Origin of the sequence: Achromobacter sp. ESBL13 (genome assembly GCF_036668755.1) — a bacterium.
Classification (GTDB): Bacteria; Pseudomonadota; Gammaproteobacteria; order Burkholderiales; family Burkholderiaceae_B; genus Achromobacter.
Genome location: NZ_JAZEVT010000004.1, coordinates 335,006 through 352,039, shown reverse-complemented (window position 1 = coordinate 352,039; position 17,034 = coordinate 335,006). Strand labels below are relative to the sequence as shown.

Here is a 17,034-nt window from a genome sequence, read left to right as displayed (position 1 = left end):
GATCAGAACTTGGCGGTCAGGTTGACGAACACGCTGCGGGGTTCGCCGTAATACACCTGGCTGGCGACGCCGCCCATATAGTATTTTTTGTCGAACAGGTTGTTCACGTTCAGCTGGGCCGACAAGGCCGAGCTGAAGTCGTAGCGCGCCATCAGGTTGTAGATGGCGTAGGCCCTCTGCTTGGCCGTCACGGTAGCGTCGCCCGCGCTGACCTGGCTATAGGTCGAGATCTGCCAATTGACGCCGCCGCCCACGGTCAGCCGGCTCCAGTCGCCCGGCAAGCGGTAGGTGGTGAACAGCTTGGCCATGGCGCGCGGCCGTTCGGTGTTGACGGACACGCCTTCGGCGTCGCGGCTGGTGTAGTACGTGCCGCCCGCGTAGGCGTTCCAGCCCGGCGCCAACTGGCCGCTGACTTCCAGTTCGATCCCCTTGGTCGTCACGCCGTCGGCCGTGGTGTAGGCCTGGTCCATCGAGCCGGGCACCAAGGCGTCGCCATCCAGCACCGCCAACTTGCTTTGCTTGACCTTGAACAGCGCAATCGACGTGTTCAGGCGCCCGTCCAGGTATTCGCCCTTGACGCCCACTTCGTAGTTCTTGCCTTGCACCGGGTCCAGGTAATTGCCGTTGCGGTCGCGGTTATCCTGCGGCTGGAAAATGTCGGTGTAGCTGACGTAGGTGGAATACGTGTCGTTGATGTCGTAGACCACGCCCGCGTAGGGAATGAACTGCGAGTCCTTCTGATCACGCGTGTTCGACTTGGATTCCCACGTGGCGTAGCGGCCGCCGGTGATGGCCGTCAGGCGGTCGGTCAGCGACCAGCGGGCCGCGGCGTACGCGCCCTGCTGATGCGTGACGGTGTCGCGCAAGGTGGCGTCCGTCCAGGTCGGCTGCGCGAAGGAACCATCCCATTGATAGAAGTTGCCGGTGCCGGCCAGCGACGCGCTTTCAAATCCATAGCGATAGAAGTCTTCGCCATAGCGGCTGCGCATGGCGCCCACCACCACTTCGTGCTTGCGGCCCAGCAAGGTGAACGGCCCCTTGGCCTGCACATCCAGCGAGGTCTGGTCGGCGTACGAATTCCAGTAGCCCGGCAACGCCCGCAGGCCCGTGCCGGTTTGGCGGTCCAGGTCGCCATACAGGTACAGCAGCTTGGCGTCGTACTTGCTCTTGCGATGCGACCAGTCGGCGCGCACTTCCCAGTCGCTTTCGAAGCGGTGCGACAACGTGGCGAATACGGTTTCGTTGGTGGTGTGCCAATACGTCCAGTCGGCCGCCGTGGTCTTGGAGCGCCGCCAGTTCGTGTCCGTGCCGTCGCTGAACACCACGGGCAAGCTGCCCCAGGTGGATGCGCGCGGGCGCTTGTCCTGATAGTCGGCGCCGATGCTCAAGGTGGTGTTGGGCGTGAGGTCGGCGTCGATCACGCCGTAGAACACCTTCTTGTTGGCTTGGTACAGGTCGATATAGGAATCGCGGCCCTGGTACACGGCGACCATGCGGGCGCGCACCGTGCCGGCTTCGTTCAAGGGCGTGGACATGTCCAGCGTGCCGCGATACTGGTTCCACGAGCCGAAGCCCGCGCTGACCGAACCGGTGAAGGTCTTGCTGTTGGCGTGCTTGCGCACCAGGTTGATCGATGCGCCGGGGTTGCCCGCGCCCGTCATCAAGCCGGTGGCGCCGCGCACGACTTCGATGCGGTCATAGATGAAGGAATCGTTGTCGGATTCGCCATACATGGACAAGCCGATGGTGGTGGGCACGCCGTCGTATTGCAGGCTGTCGATGTAGAAGCCGCGCGACCAGAAATCGGTGCGGTCGGAATCCTCGCTGACCACCTGCACGCCCACCACGTTGCCCATCACTTCATCCAGCGACCGCAGGTTCTGGTCGTCGATGCGCTGGCGCGTCACCACGCTGACGGACTGCGGCGTTTCGCGCAGCGACAGCGTCAGCCCGGTAGCGGCCGCGGATGCGGGGGTGGTGTAGGAACCCGTGCCTTCGGTCACGGCCGGGTCTGAATTACCCAGCACGGTCACGGGCGCCAGGCTGGCCACGCCGCCATCGCGCGTGAGGATGATGCTGTCGCCCTGCCAGCGGTACACCACGCCCGTGCCTTGCAACAAACCGCGCAGCGCGTCTTCAGGCGTCATGCTGCCGGACAAACCCCGGCTGGACAGGCCCGCCACCACGTCGGGCGCATAGAACACGCGCACCTTGGTCTGCGCCGCCCATTGCAGCAGGGCATCGCCCAGCGGCTGCGCGCCGATGTTGATCGACACGCCGGCGTTCTGGGCGCGCACCGCGCCGGGCGCGACGGCCAGGCTTAAGGCCACACACAGTCCCAGGCCCGTGGCCAGCGTCAGGGAAGAAAGCATGAAGCGCGGGGTGGCGCGGGCACGGCGCGATGCCGGCAATGAATTTCGGTGTGCGAAGAAGGTCACGACTACCTGCTGTTTCGGTTCGACGAGGGGGTGGCAAGGGGCGGGCCAAGCGGCCCGGCCCGATGCCTTCCTTCGTAGAACGATTCAAACGCAGATAAACCTGAATCTCATTCCCATTTATTTTGTAACGGCGCCGGGGTCGTCCGAACGCGTGTGGATGTCGATGGGGCCACCCGGGCGCGGCGCAAGGCGCACGGGCGCAATGGCGGGCAAGGCGTCGATCAGGGCTTCCGGGCGGTCCAGCGGGAACGAGGCCGACACGCGCAAGCGCCCCGCCTTGTCGTCAGCCAGCCGCAGCGGCGTGGCCAGATAGCGGTTCATGTCGCGCACGACATCTGTCAGCGGCGCGTTCTTGAACACCACGCGCCCTTCACGCCAGGCGGTGGCGGCCGACACGTCGGCGGGCGCGGGCACGCCGATGGCGCCGCTGCCCGGCACGCGTATCCCCTGGCCCGCGCGCAGCACGGCGTGGCCCAGGTTCCACCAATGCCCGCCCGACACCTGCACCGTGCCGGACTCCACCAGCACCGTCACCTGATCGGCATCGCGGCGTACGTCGAACACCGTGCCCGTTACGCGCACCACGCCGCCGCCGGCGTCCACGGTGAACGGGCGCGTGGCATCCGCCGCCACGGTAAAGGTGATTTCGCCGCTGTCCAACGCCACGTCGCGGCGGTCAGGGTATAGCTTGACCGTGGCGCGCGTGCCGCCGTTGATCTCAAGCACCGAACCGTCCGGCAGGCTTAGCTGGCGGCGTTCACCGCGTTCGGTGCTGACCGTGGCGGTGAAGGACGGCGCGGGCACCGGCAGGTTCGTCCACACGCCCAGCGCGACGACAAGCACGGCCGCACAGGCCAGCGCCACGCGCAGGATCAAGAAACGGGCAGGCCGCTGGACATTTTGGGGCCGCGCCGGCACCGGGCCGCCCAGCAGGGCATGCACCTGGTCGCGCGGCAAGCCCGCCGCCGCCGCGCCCAACTGCTGCATGCGGTCGAATTCCCGGGCGCGCTCGGGGTGCTCGCGCCGCCACCGCGCAAACGCGCGCCGATCACGCCGCGTCAGTTCACCCGAATGCCAGCGCGCGAACCACCACGCAGCGGTGGCGGCGTCGCGCGGATCATCGTGATCGTGGGTAGAAGGCATCGTCATGGAGTGTATTCGCGCAGGCGGTCGCGGGCATGCTCGATGGCGCGCATGACATAGCGTTCGATCATATTCTTGGACAGGCCCATGTGCTGGGCGACTTCCGCCTGGGTCCAGCCTTCGATGCGGTTCAGCACGAATGCCTGGCGGCACTTGGGCGGCAATTCCGCCAGCACTTTGGCCAGGTCGTCGGCCAGGCGCGCGGCCCGCAACGGCGCATCGGGATCTTGCACGATCAACTGATCGGCGTCGTTCAATTCGTCCAGCGGCACGTGTTCGGCGCGATCCTGCCGACGCCAACGGTCGATCAAGCGATGGCCCGCCGCCTGGAACAGATACCCGCGCGCTTTCAGCGCCACGCTGGCGTCCGCCTTCAGCAAGCGTTCGACGGCGTCATGCGCCGCGTCCTCGGCGTCGTGCCGGTTGCCGGTGCGGCGGCTCCATACGCCCACCAGCTCGTCGTAATACGCGAGCCAGCCGGTGCGGGTCGGAGGTGAGCGGGACATGGGCCGAACGGATTACGCAGGAAAACAGGGTGGCGAATTTTACAAATAATTCTCATTATCGCAACTGCTGTTTTTGGCGCCCGGCCAGATGCGGCGCTTTTTGCCGCTAGTAATCCATGGGGATGTGCGCCTGCGCCGCGCGCAGTTCCTGGATGTGGCGTTCGGCCTCTTGCCGTTCAGCCGCCGGCGGCAATGGCCGCCAGCCCACCATGTTGCCCGGTGTTTTCAGGGGCATCCAACCCAGCACGCTGTATAGCGAAATGGCGGTATCGCCCGTGTCCAGGCGCGTTTCGTAATAGCCCTGCCGGTCCGGCGCGGTGTCGCCGGACGTCCAATCCAACTGCGACATCCATGTCTCCTGGTGCAAGCGTCTTGGGCAAGCGCCCCGCCCCGCGCGGGCCGGCACTTGCCTGATCGTAAAGCGGGCGTTGTGCGCCGATGCGCCGGTGCGCCGATGCGCCGGTGCGCCGGTGCGCCGGTGCGCCGATGCGCCGATGCGCCGATGCGCCTACCTTGCGCCCGCTTTGCAATTCTTGACAGAGGGGAATCCCTAGGATGCCGGCCGCGTTCCGAGTTACTTGATGCCGATGAACGGCAACGCGGCGCCCGGCACCTGCGTGGCCGGCAGCACGCCGTCCCATTTCTCAACGGCGTTCAGGCTGACCAGGTTGGTGTTGGCGGCCAGCGCTTCCGCCTTGGCGCGGATGGACGCGGCTTCGGCGTCGCCGCGCATGCGGATGCCGTCGGCCTCAGCGGTGAATTGCTGGCGGCGCGCATCGGCTTCGGCCTTGGCCTTCACCACCTGGATTTCGGCGTTGATCATCGCCGTTTCCTTTTGCTGGCGCGTCGTCTCGATCTGCACCTGCGCCAACATGCGCTGTTCAATCGAATGCTCATAGGCTTGCGAGAAACCCACCTCTTCGATCTGCACGCCGACCACTTGCACCGGCGCGCCTTCCATCGTCTTGAGCACCGCGTTGTTCACATCCAGGCCCAGCTTCTGGCGTTCCTGAATGGCGCGCACGGCGGTGTACTGGCCGAACACGTTCTTCACGGCGTCGGGCGTCTTGCGTTCCAGCACGCGCATCTGCAAATTGTTGATGGTGCCGTATTCCGAATACAGCTCGGCCACGTGCTCGGGCGGCACGCGGTACGTGACCGACACGCGCAGGTGCGCGGGCTGTTGGTCGTACGAATAGGCTTCCAGCTTTTCAAACACGAACGTGTGGTCGCGCACCGACACGGTCATCACGTTGTCGATGAAAGGCGTCTTGAAATCCAGGCCCGGTTCCGACACGCGCACCAGCTTGCCGTTGCGCAGCACCACGCCGCGCTCGCCCTGGTCCACCTGAAACCACGAACCGAACGCCAGGAACAGGATCAGGAAAAACAGAATCACGGCCCCCGCGGCGACCTTCACATTGCGCGGCTTGACCGCGCCGATCGTCTTGACCATCTGGATATCCGTCGGCTTCACTTTGAGTCCCTGTCTGATTTTGTACGTTTACGGTCCGAGAACACGGCCGCGATGCCACGAGCGAGCAAATAGGCGACCACGGCCGCCCCCACCAAGATCAGGAAATAACGCATCGCGAGCCCCCCCCGGGAAAGAAGCACCGGATTCTATCCCGTGATCAGACCCCCGTCCGCACTCAATACCCCGCCATTGTTGCCAGACATTTCCGAACGTTGCCAGGCATGCAAACGGGGCGATTTTCAGGCGCCGTAATGCCGTAAGCCCAGCCGCGACAAGGCGTCGGGATAGTCCCAGAACGCGTGGTCCAGGCGTTCCATTTCCTGCTGCTCGGCCTGGGTCATTGCGCCATAGATGTCGTTCAATTCGATGACTTCCGGCGACGCCTCAAAGCGGTCGATCAGCCCGCGCATGCGCGACAGCACGGCCAGCATGTGCGTGGCGCCCAGCTTCTTCAATGCCTGCAATGCCAGCTGGCAGGTCGGGTCGCCCCAGTTGCACAGAAACTGCATGAAGCCGCCGTTGTTGATGTCGGCTTCCATGCGCCACAGCGCCACCAGTTCCTGTTCGACCAAGGGCAAGCGATCAAGCTTCCAGTCGGCCGCCTGCAACGCGGCCAGCGCTTTTTCATAGCGCTGGTCCCATAGGATGTCGTGCACGTTCAGCATGCCGCGGGGCGCGGGTTCCCACAGCTGCGGCCACACCACGCCGTGGCCGTCGTCAACCAATTGCCATTGCAAGCGTTCGCCGGGCGTCGCCTTCTCAAGACGGATGTAGCGCGTGATGGGTTCAGACAGCGTCTGGCCATTGGCAAGCGTCAATTGCAAATGCGTGGATGTGAAGGCAAGCGCCGTGATGCGGTAGTGGGTTGAAGCGGAATCAGAGGTCGGCATGGCGGCAGGTGGCGGGGAAAACGACAGGCAAGGTACCGGAACGCCGTGGCGGTGTCGAGGCGCGCGCTTTCCCGTCGCATCACGCGGCAGACTGTTACGCCATCGGTCATCCTGCATCTGCTACCGTGGCAGCTCGCCCCGCCGGCATTGCGCCCGGCGCTGAAAGACGGAGACCCGAATGCCACGTCCTTCCGAGTCCACCCCCTTGATCGGCGTGATCCCCCCGTATGTGCTGGACCGCCTGGCGCAGCATACCGACGCCCGCGTCAGCATGCCCGCCGTCAAGACGCTGATCATCGACCAGCAGCAGCGCAGCCTGCGCGACATGGCCACGCAACCGCCGCGCGCCACGCTTGCGCCAAACGCCCCGCCCGCTCGCCCAGGCACGCCCCAGCGCGCCGTCCATGACGCGCACAACGACACCACGCTACCCGGCACGCTGGTGCGCGCCGAGGGCCGGCCCGCCAGCGGCGACGTGGCGGTGGACGAAGCCTATGCGCATCTGGGCGCTACCTACAAACTGTTCTGGGACGTCTACAAACGCCACTCCATCGACGGCCACGGCCTGCCGCTGGTGGGCACCGTGCATTACGGCGAAGACTACGACAACGCCTTCTGGAACGGCGCGCAGATGGTGTTTGGCGACGGCGACGGCGAAGTCTTCAACCGCTTCACCGTGGCGGTCGACATCATCGGGCACGAGCTCACGCATGGCGTTATCGATTCCGAAGCGGCCCTGCTCTATCAAGGCCAATCGGGCGCGCTGAACGAATCGCTGTGCGATGTCTTCGGCGCGCTGGTCAAGCAATACGCGCTGGGCCAATCGGCGCGGCAGGCCGACTGGCTGGTGGGCGCCGGGCTGTTCACCGAAAAGATCAACGCCCGCGCCCTGCGTTCAATGTCGGAACCGGGCAGCGCGTATGACGACCCGGCGCTGGGCCGCGACCCGCAACCCGCGCACATGCGTGACTACGTCGATACGCCGCGCGACAACGGCGGCGTCCACATCAATTCCGGCATACCCAACCGCGCGTTCTTCCTGGCGGCCACCGCGCTGGATGGCCCCGCGTGGAAAGGCGCGGGCCGCGTCTGGTACGACACCTTGTGCGACAAGCGGCTGCGCCACGACGCCGACTTCAAAACCTTCGCCGCGTTGACCGTGACGGTGGCGGCCGAACGCTTTGACGCCGCCGTGCAACGCGCCGTGGCGCAGGCCTGGGCGACCGTAGGAGTGCTGACATGATCGAACTGCCTTCTTTGGATCTGGCGCTGCTGGTGCGGCTGACGCGCGAAGGCGGCGTGGCCTACCTGCCCGCGCTGACGCAGCCGCGCAGCATCAACCTGGCCACCTGCCCGGCCGGCGTGCGCCAGGAAGTCTGCGACGCGCTGGAACGCGCGGCCCCGCTGGCCGTGCCCGAATATGGGCAGGCGGGCGGCGACCAGCGCTACTTTCATATCGAAATCGTGATGGACCGCGACGAAGACACGGCGGTGACGTTCGATGTGCCGGAAGCCCAGGCGCCCGACACGCTGGTGCAATTGTGGAAGACGCACGCCCAGCCGCTTGACTGACGCGCCACGCCATCACCCATCACGGCGCCGGCTGCGACCGGGGCATGGCGGCGCGGTAGCCACCGATCTGAATGGCGCGGCCCGCATATGTGCCGATGATGGCCATGGCCACGCACAGCGCCGCGCAAACGCCCAGCGCCACGCCCCACCCGCCCAGGCGGTCATGCGTGGCGCCGACCAGCGCGGGGCCGGTTGCGGCGAACAGATAGCCCACGCATTGCGCCATGCCCGACAAGGCCGCCGCCTGCTGTGCATGGCTGGCGCGCAGGCCCACGAAGGCCAGGCCCAGGATGATGCCGCCGCCCGTGCCCAGGCCCAGCAATACGATCCATAACGTGGCCCAGCCCGGCGCGGCGATCAGTCCGGCAAACGCAACGAACGACGCGGCCGCCGAGCAGAACGCGGCCGCGCGCTGATCCTTCATGCGGCGCACGACGGGCGCCAGGAACAAGGCCGGGCCCGCCGACATCAGTTGCAGCAGCCCGTGCAGGGACCCTGCGCGCTCGGCGGAATAGCCGGCATCGCGCAAGATGGCGGGCAGCCAGCTTACGCCCACATAGAAGACGAAAGAATTGATGCCCAGATACAGCGTGACCTGCCACGCCAGCGGCGAATGCCACAGACGGCCACCGTGCGGGGCGTGCGCGGTGGTGGACGCGGGCGCGGTATGCCCGCCCAATTGCGGCAACCACAACAGCAAGCCCAACAGCGGCACCCCCAACAGGCACAGCGTTGAAAAGCGCCAGCTATCGGCCGACAGATTGGCCAGGGGAATCGCGGCGGCCGACGCCGCGCCGGCCGCGATGCTCATCGTCAACACATAGGCCGAGGTCAGGCCCGCCACGCGTTGCGGGAAGTCGCGCTTGACCAGGCTGGGCAGCAGTACATTGCCGATGGCGATGCCCGCGCCGATGACGGCCGTGCCCGCATACAGGCCCCAGGCCGCGCCATACGGACGCACCAGGATGCCGGCGCAAATCAGCAACAGCGCGCCGAACAGCGTGCGTTCCAGTCCAAAGCGGCGGGCCAGCGCCGCCGAGAACAGCGACACCACCGCGAAGGCAAGCAGCGGCAAGGTGATCAACATGCCGGCGGCTGTGGATGACAGGCCCAGCTGTTCGCGGATCATGCCGATCAGCGGCGGCACACCGGTAATAGGCGCGCGCAGCGCCATGGCAATGCAGAGGATGCCCAGGATGAGCCACGCCGCGCGACTGCCGGCGGGGGGGAATGCAGAGGGAATTTTCGTCATGCCGACAGCTTATCCACACGCAAGCCTGCCGAATTTCGAGACAATGACAAGCTATCCTTCATTTCTGCCAAACCGGTCCGGGCAGTCCGGCGCCTGGGGCGGCCTGCCATGCGACTGAACCTGCCCGCCCCCTTCGACGTCGATTCCCCCACCCAACGCGTGTTCGCCATGCCGGTGGACGCGGCGGACCAGGACAACGAATCCCCGACCCATCGCCACCCCATGGGCCAGTTGGTGCTGGCGCTGCGAGGCGGCGTCACCTGCTCGGTACCGCAGGGGCTGTGGATGGTGCCTCCACAGTGCGGCGTGTGGATCCCGGGCGGCATGTCGCACAGCAATCGCGTTACGGCCAACGGGCTTGTGTACTTTCTGTTTGTGCCGGCAGACGTGGCCGGCCTGCCGACAAACTGCTGCACCCTGACGATCACGCCGCTGGTGCGCGAGCTGATCGTGCACCTGTCGGCGCAGCCCGCCGCCGATCTGGACGCGCCCGTCAACCGCCAGCTGTCCGACGTGCTGATCGAGCAATTGCGGCGCATGCCGGCCGAGCATCTGCACCTGCCGCTATCCGACCACCCCCGCCTGCGCGACATCGCCAGCGCGCTGAACGCCGACCCGGCTGACCGCAGTACCGTCGCGCAGTGGGGCAAGCGCGTCGCCATGAGCGAACGCACGCTGGCGCGGCTGGTGCAGCAGGAAGTCGGCATGAGCTTTGGGCGCTGGCGTCGGCAGCTGCACATCATCCTGGCGCTGCAACGCCTGTCGGCGGGCGTGTCGGTGCAGCGCACCGCCGATGACCTGGGCTACGAATCCGTCAGCGCCTTCATCACAATGTTCAAGAAGACGCTGGGCAAGACGCCCGCGCGCTACTTCGCGGACAAGTCGGCGGGGCCGGCGGCGGCGTGACGATGCCGGCTCTTACCGCGGCTTGGGCCCAGCCACGATGAACAGGCGCGGAAACGGCAGCAGCACGGTGCCATCGGCCAGCGCGGGGTAAGCCTCGGCGATCAAGGCCTGATAGCGCGCCAGGAAGCTGGCTTGTTCCGCGGCGTCCAGCTTGTCCAGGTACGGACGCAGCGCGGTGCCCTTGAACCATTCCACCACCGCCGCCGCGCCCGCCAGCGGATGGTGATAAGTGGTACGCCACACGTCCAGCACGCCGCAATGCGGTTTCAGCAATTCGTAGTACCAGGCAGCGCTGTGGCGCGGCGGGTGCTTGACGTCGCCCGTCTTGCTCGCCCACGGCGCTTCGCCCGCCACCTGGCGCGCCAGGCGATGCGCGGGTTCTTCCATGTTGTCAGGCGTTTGCACGGCAAGCAGGCCGCCCGGCGCCAGCTTGCCCACCAGACGCGGATACAGCGTGGCGTGGTCGGGCACCCATTGCAGCGCGGCATTCGCCAGGATGACGTCGTACTGCTCGGGCGGATTCCAGGTGGCGATGTCGGCCAGCTCGAATTGCAGGGCGGGCAGGCGCTTGCGTGCGGCGTCCACCATGTCCTGCGAGCTGTCCATGCCGGTGACCACGGCGTCGGGGTAGCGCTGGGCCAGCACCTCGGTGGAATTGCCCGGGCCGCAACCCAGGTCCACCGCCCGCCCGACTGCCGGGTTCGGCAAGGCGGCGACCAGGTCGCGCACGGGGCGGGTGCGTTCGTTTTCAAACGCGGAGTATTGCTTGGCGGACCAACTGTTGTGGCTCATGGCGGCTCCTGATATCGGGCATCACTGCCCATACGGCTGGACTCTACGCCCTGCTTCGCCATATTACAAATAGGTGAATTTGCAGTTTTTCATATCGGCGATGTATCGCAATGGCGAAAAAAACCCGCCGGGATAAGCCGGCGGGCTGATGGAAAGCTAGATTACTGCGTCGACATGGTGTCCGAGCGGGTTTTCCACAAGGAGAACAGCACGCCACCCAGGATCAGGCTGAAGGTTACGCCCAGCGACACCGCCGCCGGCACCTTGCCGATGAAGCCGACCAGGAAGATCTTCGTGCCGATAAACACCAGGACCAGGGCCAACGCGTACTTCAGGTAATGGAAGCGATGAATCATGGCGGCCAGGGCAAAGTACAGCGCACGCAAACCCAGGATGGCGAAGATGTTGCTGGTGTAGACGATGAACGGGTCGGTCGTGATGGCGAAGATGGCAGGCACCGAATCCACCGCGAACACCAGGTCAACAAACTCAATCAGCACCAGGGCCAAGAGCAGCGGCGTGGCATAACGCACCTTCTTGGACGTGGCCGGATCCGTCTCGGTCACCATGAACGCATTGCCGCGCAGCCCTTCCGTGACACGCATGTGGCGCTTCAGGAACTTCAGGATCGGGTTGGTCGCGATGTCGGGCGTCTGGTCTGCAATCATCCACATCTTGATGCCGGTGAACACCAGGAACGCGCCGAACAGATACAGCAGCCAGCCAAAATTGCTGACCAGCGCAGCGCCTAGGCCGATCATGATGGCGCGCAACACAATCACGCCCAGGATGCCCCAGAACAACACGCGATGCTGGTACTGGCGCGGAATTGCAAAGAAGCTGAAGATCAACGCAATCACGAACACGTTATCCATGGACAACGATTTTTCGATCATGAAGCCCGTGTAATAGGCCATGCCGCTGGTCGCGCCCATTTGCCACCACACCCAGCCGCCGAACAGCAGCGCCGCGGTGATGTAGCCGGCCGACAACAGCAGACTTTCACGCACGCCGATCTCGCGGTCTTCCTTGTGCAGCACGCCCAGGTCAAAGGCCAGCAGGCTGACGACGATGCCGACGAACAGCAACCAGCTCCAGGTCGGCGTCCCTAAAAAATCGTTGGTGAAGAATGTGATCAAGGTGTCCATGATTGCCCCGCTGTGTTCGAAGGTGCCCATGATCCGGATATGAGGCCAACCGAGAAATCAGCCTGAAAGTGAGTTAAGGTTCGGAAAAACCGAAGAGTCCACGCTCATGCTGAATTACCGTCATCTGTATTACTTCTGGATGGTCGCCAAGGAAGGCGGCTTTTCGCGCGCCGCCGAACGGCTGGACATGGCCATACAGACCATCAGCGCCCAAGTGCGCGAACTGGAAAAGAACCTGGGCCACCAACTGCTCAAGCCGGCCGGCCGGGGCGTGGCGCTGACTGACGCGGGCAAGGCCGCTTTCGCGCGCGCCGAAGAGATCTTCCAGATCGGCCATACCTTGCCTCAGGAAGTGCGCGCGGCCGCCACCAAGCCGGTCATCCGGCTGTCGGTGGGCCTGTCGGACGGCATTTCCAAGCTGGCGGCGCACGCCCTGCTTGGCCCCGTGCTGGACACGCCCGACCTGCGGCTAACTTGCCACGAAGGTGAGGTTCAAGAGCTGCTGGGCGAACTGGCCCAGCACCATCTGGACCTGGTGCTGGCCGGCCAGGGCGCACCCGCCAACCCCAACCTGCGCCTGACCAGCGACCGGCTGGTGTCGTCACCCGTGGACTGGTACGGCCCGGCCCGCCTCGTGCGCAAGGCCGACACGCTGGACTTCCCACGCTGCCTTGCGCGGCTGCCCGTGCTGCTGCCCACCGGCCATTCCGTGCTGCGCCAGACGCTCGACCGCTGGTTCAGCGAACAAGGCGTCTTGCCCAACGTCGTTGGCGAATTCGAGGACAGCGCGCTGATGTCGGTATTTGCCGCGCGCGGCCTGGGCGTATTCCCGCTAAGCCGCCTGGGCGGCGATGACATCGGCCTGCTACGCGGCCTGCGCCCCCTGGCCCGCCGCGACGATGTCCACGAAGAAATCCACGCCATCCGCAACCGGCGTGGCCAGCATCATCCGCTGGTCCAGGCGGTGCTGGCGCACGCCAAGACTTCGGTTTTTTCGTAATGTCTGTCACACGCACTCTGGTTTTTTAGAAATAGAATTCGCTTTATCGTGGACCCTCTTTTGAATCGGAGTACCACTGCAATGAAGAAAATCATCTGGCTCACCTTCGCCGTGCTGGCCGCGCTTTGGACGGGGCTGGTGGCGCTGACCCTGCAATTGACCGACTGGGTGCTGGCCACCATCGCCACGGCCCAGGTGCCGGGCACGGCGCTGGACACGTCCCAATGGGTCGCGCCGGCGTGGGCGGCGGGCTGGCTGGACCCAGCCTGGTTGCAGACGCTGCAAGGCGGTCTGATATGGGCCGCGCAGGGCCTGAACCAGGTCCTGCCCGTGGCGGGCAGCCTGGGCACGCTGATCGCGGTGGTCGGCTGGATCTTCTGGGGCTTCATCATGGCCGGGCTGCTGGTGCTGGCGCTGATCCTGCACTGGCTCGCGGGCAAGCGCGAGCAGGCCAGCGCGGCCCAAAGCCGTCAAGTGGTGTAATAAGCGCGGCAACGCGCCGCCCGGCACGCTGCCTGCCACCAGGAGCGCGCCGTGCCCACCCTATCGGTCCCACCCGTGTCACCCTTGAACAAGCCAGGCCTGCCTGGCTTGTCCGCCTTGCTGGCCGTGATCTGCCTGTTGCCTGCCCTTGCACAGGCTGGCGCGGCCGCGCCGCCCAAGCCGAACCCGTTGGGCGTGGACGTATGCATCACCACGGGCACGTCGGGCCAATACAGCGTGCGGGTGCGCAATGTGGGCGATGCGCCGCTGGCGCGCGTGGACGTCACCGGCGTGCGCCTGGACGCGGCGGGCCACGCGACCGAGCCGCTGAATCTCAGCCTGGCCGACATCCCGCCCGGCAGATATAAAACCGCCATCCTGGCGCGGCACGACGAATCCGCCGCGCTGGACCGCATCGTCACCTACACGCTGGTCGACGGAAAACCCAAGCCGCAACACGAGCTGTTCGCGGGCAAAGTGGCCCATGTATCGCCGGGCTCGGCCATGCAATACACCTTGGCGCCGCTGGCCGTGCGCGGTTGGACGGTGGCGTATGGCTCGCCCGCTTCCACGCGGCTGGAAGCCGGCAGCGCCGTGATCATCGGCTATCCGGTCAGGCAAAGCGGCAAGCCGGCCACGCGCCCAGAAGCGGGCCGCTCGCCATCGTCTGTGGTGGCGCTGGCGCCCTGCAAGGCGTCGTGATCAGGTGCCGCTGAGCAGGTCGCGCTCGTTCAGCAGCGCGTAGACAATTTCGGGTTTGTTATCAAAGCCGCGCCGGATGGCGGCGGGCAGCGCGGTGCGCGTCTTGCGGCATAGCCCGGGCGCCTCTTCCAGCTGGATGGAGATGCCGCGTGACGTACGCACCTCGTTATCGCTGGGCGTGATGACGATCACGATGCCCAGCTGCGCCTGGATGCGTCCCTGCATGGCGCGCAGGTCTTCCAGGCTGGTGATGTTTTCCAGGCGCGCGACCAGGCGTTTTTCTTCTTCCTTGGTCAGTCGCAGGATGCGGATATCCGCCGCCGGGTCCGCCAACAGCGCGTCGCGGTCGCACATGCAGGCGCCCGGCGGACATTCTTGGCGGATGGGAAAGGCAACGTTCATGGCGGACAGGCACGCGTGGGCCGATAAAACCGGCAGCAACTCCAGACGGTCAATTCTACTCAAGATGGCCAGCCGGCTTGCGCCGCGCGCTGATCGTTTTCCCGCACGGCGCTGGGGTATATTCCCCCCCTTGTTCCAGTTGGGGAGAGGCGCGTGAAACGGATTTTGCTGGCGGCCTCACTGGCCGCGATGGCGGTGCAGCCGCAGATTCTTGCGCAGGCCGCCCCCGCGGCTTCTTCCCCGGCCGCCCAGCGGGACTTTCCCATTGTCATCAAGCCCGGCCTGCCGGCCGTGGTCACCGTCAGCAATGGCGACACACAGCAAGCCCGCGTGCGCGTGGGCGATGGCCCCCTCCAGCCGCTGGCCACCTTCGATGACGACACGGTGGATCAGGTGCAGGCCGTGGACATCGACCACGACGGCTACCGCGATCTGATCCTGGGGCAAAGCGGCGGCAGCACGCAGCTGTTTGCCCGCCTGTTCCTGTACCAGCCGGATAGCCGTGGCTACCAGGAAATTGCCCACCCCGACAGCGCCAGCCCCTGCAAAGGCTTCGTCAACCCGGTCATCGACGACAAGCAGGCCGTGATCCACGTGGCGTGCCGCTACGGCGCCGCCAGCAACGGCTTTGAAGACTACGTGCTGCGCGCCGACGGCACCGTGCGCGCCACCGCATGGGGCACCCAGGCACTGTTCGGCCTGGAAAGCGAGGCCGCCGAACTGACCTACCGTTTCCGCGACGACGGCGCCATCGACCGCATCGACATCGACGGCGAAGGATCGCCGTTGGAAGGCGGCACCGTGCCCGTCAGCCGCCTGGACCTGTACGACACCCCGGACGTCAACGCCACGCCCACGATGACCGCCGCCGAAGGCGAACACCTGGATGTCGTCGCCCTGCGCCCGCGCGACTGGCTGCAAGTGCGCTACGTCAGCAAGACAGCGGGCCAGGTACTGAAATGGGCGCGCTACGGCGATCTGCGCGTCGACAAGCATCGGCTGGCCCCCCCGGCGCCCACCGACAAGCTGACGCTTGAGCTTGCCGATACGCTGGCCGATTGGAATGGCGAAGACGGCGGGCAGTTCATACTCAGCGTGGCCAACCATGGCGACGCGCCTGTAGCCCTGAACGCGCCGCGCGTGTGGCTGCTGTTGACCAACGCGCAAGGCGACCGCATCGTCCACCCGCTGTACCCGCGCGAAGGCGACACCCTGCATCCCGCCAACCCGCTGGGCCTGGCTCGCGACCCCGTCGTGTGGGCCGCCGGTGAAGACGGCAAGCCGGCTTACCTGTTGAACGACAACGGCTACAGCAGCGTGCCCTTCCTGCCCGCGCTTGCACCCGGAAAATACCGCGCCGCCGCCGTCCTGACCGACCCGGGCAATCTTGGCGCGCCCATCGTGTCCAACGACGTCCGCTTTGATTACCCGCTGCCGCAACGGCCGCCCGCCCCGCAGTAGGGGCGCGCCCGTCATCCACCACAGCGTCCGAACCCGTGACCATTCCTCGCGTTGATCGCGCCCATGTGGCCGATAAGCCGGCCCCGGCTTCGGACCGGACTTCGGAGCCGGCAATGCGCCGCCGCGCCGGCCGCGTGGCCGCTCCTTTACTTACCGCCCCCGCCCCTTTACTTGCCGCCCCTTTACTTGCCGCCCCTTTACTTGCCGCCCCTTTACTTGCCGGCCTTTTGCTTGCCGCCGTTCTGCTGGCCGCCGCCGCCCTGGCCACAACCGGCCTGCTAACCCATGCCCGCCCCGCCGACGTGGCGATCGTGCTGGGCAACACCGTGCTGCCCGGCGGCCAGCCCTCGCCACGCCTTGCGGCGCGCCTGGATCGCGCCCATGACTGCTACGCGGCCAAGCAATGCCGCATCCTGTTCGTCAGCGGCGGCGTGGACCCGGCCGGCGCCGACGAGGCCACCGTGATGCGCGGCTACCTGTTGGCGCGCGGCGTGCCCAACGACCGCATCGTGACGGATAGCGCGGGCAACAATTCCTGGGCCACCGCGCGCCATGCCAGCGACTACATGCGCGAACACGGCTATACCCGCGCGCTGGTCGTGACCCAGTATTTCCACGTCCCCCGCACCATGCTGGCCTTGCGCCGCCATGGCGTGGCGGACGTCAGCGGCGGCTATCCGCGCTTCTTTGAATGGCGCGATATCTATTCCACTTTTCGAGAACTGCCGGCCATGGCGTGGTACGCGCTGCGACCGCTATAGTGACGACCGCCACCGCCGTATTCAAAGCTCATCGTTCATTGTTCACAGTTCATTGCCGCCGCATTGGCTGACGTGACTCGCGTCGGCGTTCATTGCGCGGC

At 66.0% G+C, this 17,034-nt stretch carries 18 protein-coding genes; 8 read left to right on the top strand and 10 right to left on the bottom strand.

The annotated features are described in order from the left end of the window. Positions 1-2: 2 nt before the first annotated feature. The 6 genes from fhuE to V6F88_RS18335 all read right to left on the bottom strand — a co-directional run bounded on the left by fhuE (position 3) and on the right by V6F88_RS18335 (position 6,454). Positions 3-2,372 (bottom strand): ferric-rhodotorulic acid/ferric-coprogen receptor FhuE, encoded by a 2,370-nt coding sequence (gene fhuE / locus V6F88_RS18360; protein ID WP_442880352.1) that lies wholly within the window; start codon positions 2,370-2,372, stop codon positions 3-5. A gap of 183 nt (positions 2,373-2,555) precedes the next feature. Then, positions 2,556-3,587, bottom strand: coding sequence for a FecR family protein (locus tag V6F88_RS18355; RefSeq protein ID WP_332611261.1), 1,032 nt, complete (start codon positions 3,585-3,587; stop codon positions 2,556-2,558). Continuing rightward, on the bottom strand, positions 3,584-4,087 hold the full coding sequence (locus V6F88_RS18350) for a sigma-70 family RNA polymerase sigma factor (RefSeq protein WP_332611259.1): 504 nt from the start codon (positions 4,085-4,087) through the stop codon (positions 3,584-3,586). Before V6F88_RS18350 ends, V6F88_RS18355 begins: the two co-directional genes overlap by 4 nt. A 106-nt stretch (positions 4,088-4,193) precedes the next feature. Continuing rightward, the gene (locus V6F88_RS18345) at positions 4,194-4,436 is read right to left on the bottom strand and encodes a hypothetical protein (RefSeq protein WP_332611257.1); all 243 of its coding nucleotides are present in this window, start codon (positions 4,434-4,436) and stop codon (positions 4,194-4,196) included. A 225-nt stretch (positions 4,437-4,661) separates the two neighbouring features. Next, a complete protein-coding gene (locus V6F88_RS18340) occupies positions 4,662-5,543 on the bottom strand; it encodes a prohibitin family protein (protein WP_332611255.1) in 882 nt (293 codons plus the stop codon). Between the two features lie 260 nt (positions 5,544-5,803). Then, on the bottom strand, positions 5,804-6,454 hold the full coding sequence (locus V6F88_RS18335) for a DMP19 family protein (protein WP_332611254.1): 651 nt from the start codon (positions 6,452-6,454) through the stop codon (positions 5,804-5,806). 178 nt (positions 6,455-6,632) lie between these two features. Here V6F88_RS18335 and V6F88_RS18330 point away from each other — a divergent pair, with 178 nt between their 5' ends. Next, positions 6,633-7,697, top strand: a complete 1,065-nt coding sequence (locus V6F88_RS18330; RefSeq protein ID WP_332611252.1) for a M4 family metallopeptidase — start codon at positions 6,633-6,635, stop codon at positions 7,695-7,697. Continuing rightward, positions 7,694-8,026 carry a protealysin inhibitor emfourin gene (locus V6F88_RS18325; protein ID WP_332611250.1) on the top strand — a complete coding sequence of 111 codons (333 nt, stop codon included), beginning with the start codon at positions 7,694-7,696 and terminating at the stop codon, positions 8,024-8,026. The genes V6F88_RS18330 and V6F88_RS18325 overlap by 4 nt, the downstream gene beginning before the upstream one ends. A 19-nt stretch (positions 8,027-8,045) precedes the next feature. Here V6F88_RS18325 and V6F88_RS18320 read toward each other — a convergent pair whose 3' ends face one another. Then, positions 8,046-9,278 carry an MFS transporter gene (locus tag V6F88_RS18320; protein ID WP_332611249.1) on the bottom strand — a complete coding sequence of 411 codons (1,233 nt, stop codon included), beginning with the start codon at positions 9,276-9,278 and terminating at the stop codon, positions 8,046-8,048. Positions 9,279-9,386: 108 nt separating this feature from the next. Here V6F88_RS18320 and V6F88_RS18315 point away from each other — a divergent pair, with 108 nt between their 5' ends. Next, entirely contained in the window at positions 9,387-10,184 is a 798-nt protein-coding gene (locus V6F88_RS18315; RefSeq protein ID WP_332611248.1) for an AraC family transcriptional regulator, read from the top strand. Positions 10,185-10,196: 12 nt separating this feature from the next. Here the strand turns inward: V6F88_RS18315 and tam are convergent, their stop codons facing one another. Next, entirely contained in the window at positions 10,197-10,976 is a 780-nt protein-coding gene (gene tam / locus V6F88_RS18310) for a trans-aconitate 2-methyltransferase (protein WP_332611246.1), read from the bottom strand. Between the two features lie 161 nt (positions 10,977-11,137). Next, positions 11,138-12,124 carry a TerC family protein gene (locus V6F88_RS18305; protein ID WP_046806807.1) on the bottom strand — a complete coding sequence of 329 codons (987 nt, stop codon included), beginning with the start codon at positions 12,122-12,124 and terminating at the stop codon, positions 11,138-11,140. A gap of 106 nt (positions 12,125-12,230) precedes the next feature. Here V6F88_RS18305 and V6F88_RS18300 point away from each other — a divergent pair, with 106 nt between their 5' ends. The 3 genes from V6F88_RS18300 to V6F88_RS18290 all read left to right on the top strand — a co-directional run bounded on the left by V6F88_RS18300 (position 12,231) and on the right by V6F88_RS18290 (position 14,309). Continuing rightward, positions 12,231-13,124 (top strand): LysR substrate-binding domain-containing protein, encoded by an 894-nt coding sequence (locus tag V6F88_RS18300; RefSeq protein ID WP_332611244.1) that lies wholly within the window; start codon positions 12,231-12,233, stop codon positions 13,122-13,124. 81 nt (positions 13,125-13,205) lie between these two features. Then, positions 13,206-13,607 carry a hypothetical protein gene (locus tag V6F88_RS18295; protein ID WP_332611242.1) on the top strand — a complete coding sequence of 134 codons (402 nt, stop codon included), beginning with the start codon at positions 13,206-13,208 and terminating at the stop codon, positions 13,605-13,607. A 51-nt stretch (positions 13,608-13,658) separates the two neighbouring features. Then, positions 13,659-14,309, top strand: coding sequence for a hypothetical protein (locus tag V6F88_RS18290; protein WP_332611240.1), 651 nt, complete (start codon positions 13,659-13,661; stop codon positions 14,307-14,309). Here the strand turns inward: V6F88_RS18290 and V6F88_RS18285 are convergent, their stop codons facing one another. Further along, entirely contained in the window at positions 14,310-14,711 is a 402-nt protein-coding gene (locus tag V6F88_RS18285) for a hypothetical protein (protein ID WP_332611442.1), read from the bottom strand. Positions 14,712-14,864: 153 nt separating this feature from the next. On the opposite strand from V6F88_RS18285, the gene V6F88_RS18280 reads away from it, so the two are divergent. After that, positions 14,865-16,172, top strand: coding sequence for an SH3 domain-containing protein (locus tag V6F88_RS18280; RefSeq protein ID WP_332611238.1), 1,308 nt, complete (start codon positions 14,865-14,867; stop codon positions 16,170-16,172). A 227-nt stretch (positions 16,173-16,399) separates the two neighbouring features. After that, positions 16,400-16,933 carry a YdcF family protein gene (locus tag V6F88_RS18275; RefSeq protein ID WP_332611236.1) on the top strand — a complete coding sequence of 178 codons (534 nt, stop codon included), beginning with the start codon at positions 16,400-16,402 and terminating at the stop codon, positions 16,931-16,933. Positions 16,934-17,034: the final 101 nt, after the last annotated feature.

Bases quoted from the DNA above. Each gene is read 5' to 3' on its own strand.
- fhuE (WP_442880352.1), bottom strand. From the start codon at position 2,372: ATGCTTTCTTCCCTGACGCTGGCCACGGGCCTGGGACTGTGTGTGGCC.
- V6F88_RS18355 (WP_332611261.1), bottom strand. From the start codon at position 3,587: ATGACGATGCCTTCTACCCACGATCACGATGATCCGCGCGACGCCGCC.
- V6F88_RS18350 (WP_332611259.1), bottom strand. From the start codon at position 4,087: ATGTCCCGCTCACCTCCGACCCGCACCGGCTGGCTCGCGTATTACGAC.
- V6F88_RS18345 (WP_332611257.1), bottom strand. From the start codon at position 4,436: ATGTCGCAGTTGGATTGGACGTCCGGCGACACCGCGCCGGACCGGCAG.
- V6F88_RS18340 (WP_332611255.1), bottom strand. From the start codon at position 5,543: ATGGTCAAGACGATCGGCGCGGTCAAGCCGCGCAATGTGAAGGTCGCC.
- V6F88_RS18335 (WP_332611254.1), bottom strand. From the start codon at position 6,454: ATGCCGACCTCTGATTCCGCTTCAACCCACTACCGCATCACGGCGCTT.
- V6F88_RS18330 (WP_332611252.1), top strand. From the start codon at position 6,633: ATGCCACGTCCTTCCGAGTCCACCCCCTTGATCGGCGTGATCCCCCCG.
- V6F88_RS18325 (WP_332611250.1), top strand. From the start codon at position 7,694: ATGATCGAACTGCCTTCTTTGGATCTGGCGCTGCTGGTGCGGCTGACG.
- V6F88_RS18320 (WP_332611249.1), bottom strand. From the start codon at position 9,278: ATGACGAAAATTCCCTCTGCATTCCCCCCCGCCGGCAGTCGCGCGGCG.
- V6F88_RS18315 (WP_332611248.1), top strand. From the start codon at position 9,387: ATGCGACTGAACCTGCCCGCCCCCTTCGACGTCGATTCCCCCACCCAA.
- tam (WP_332611246.1), bottom strand. From the start codon at position 10,976: ATGAGCCACAACAGTTGGTCCGCCAAGCAATACTCCGCGTTTGAAAAC.
- V6F88_RS18305 (WP_046806807.1), bottom strand. From the start codon at position 12,124: ATGGACACCTTGATCACATTCTTCACCAACGATTTTTTAGGGACGCCG.
- V6F88_RS18300 (WP_332611244.1), top strand. From the start codon at position 12,231: ATGCTGAATTACCGTCATCTGTATTACTTCTGGATGGTCGCCAAGGAA.
- V6F88_RS18295 (WP_332611242.1), top strand. From the start codon at position 13,206: ATGAAGAAAATCATCTGGCTCACCTTCGCCGTGCTGGCCGCGCTTTGG.
- V6F88_RS18285 (WP_332611442.1), bottom strand. From the start codon at position 14,711: ATGAACGTTGCCTTTCCCATCCGCCAAGAATGTCCGCCGGGCGCCTGC.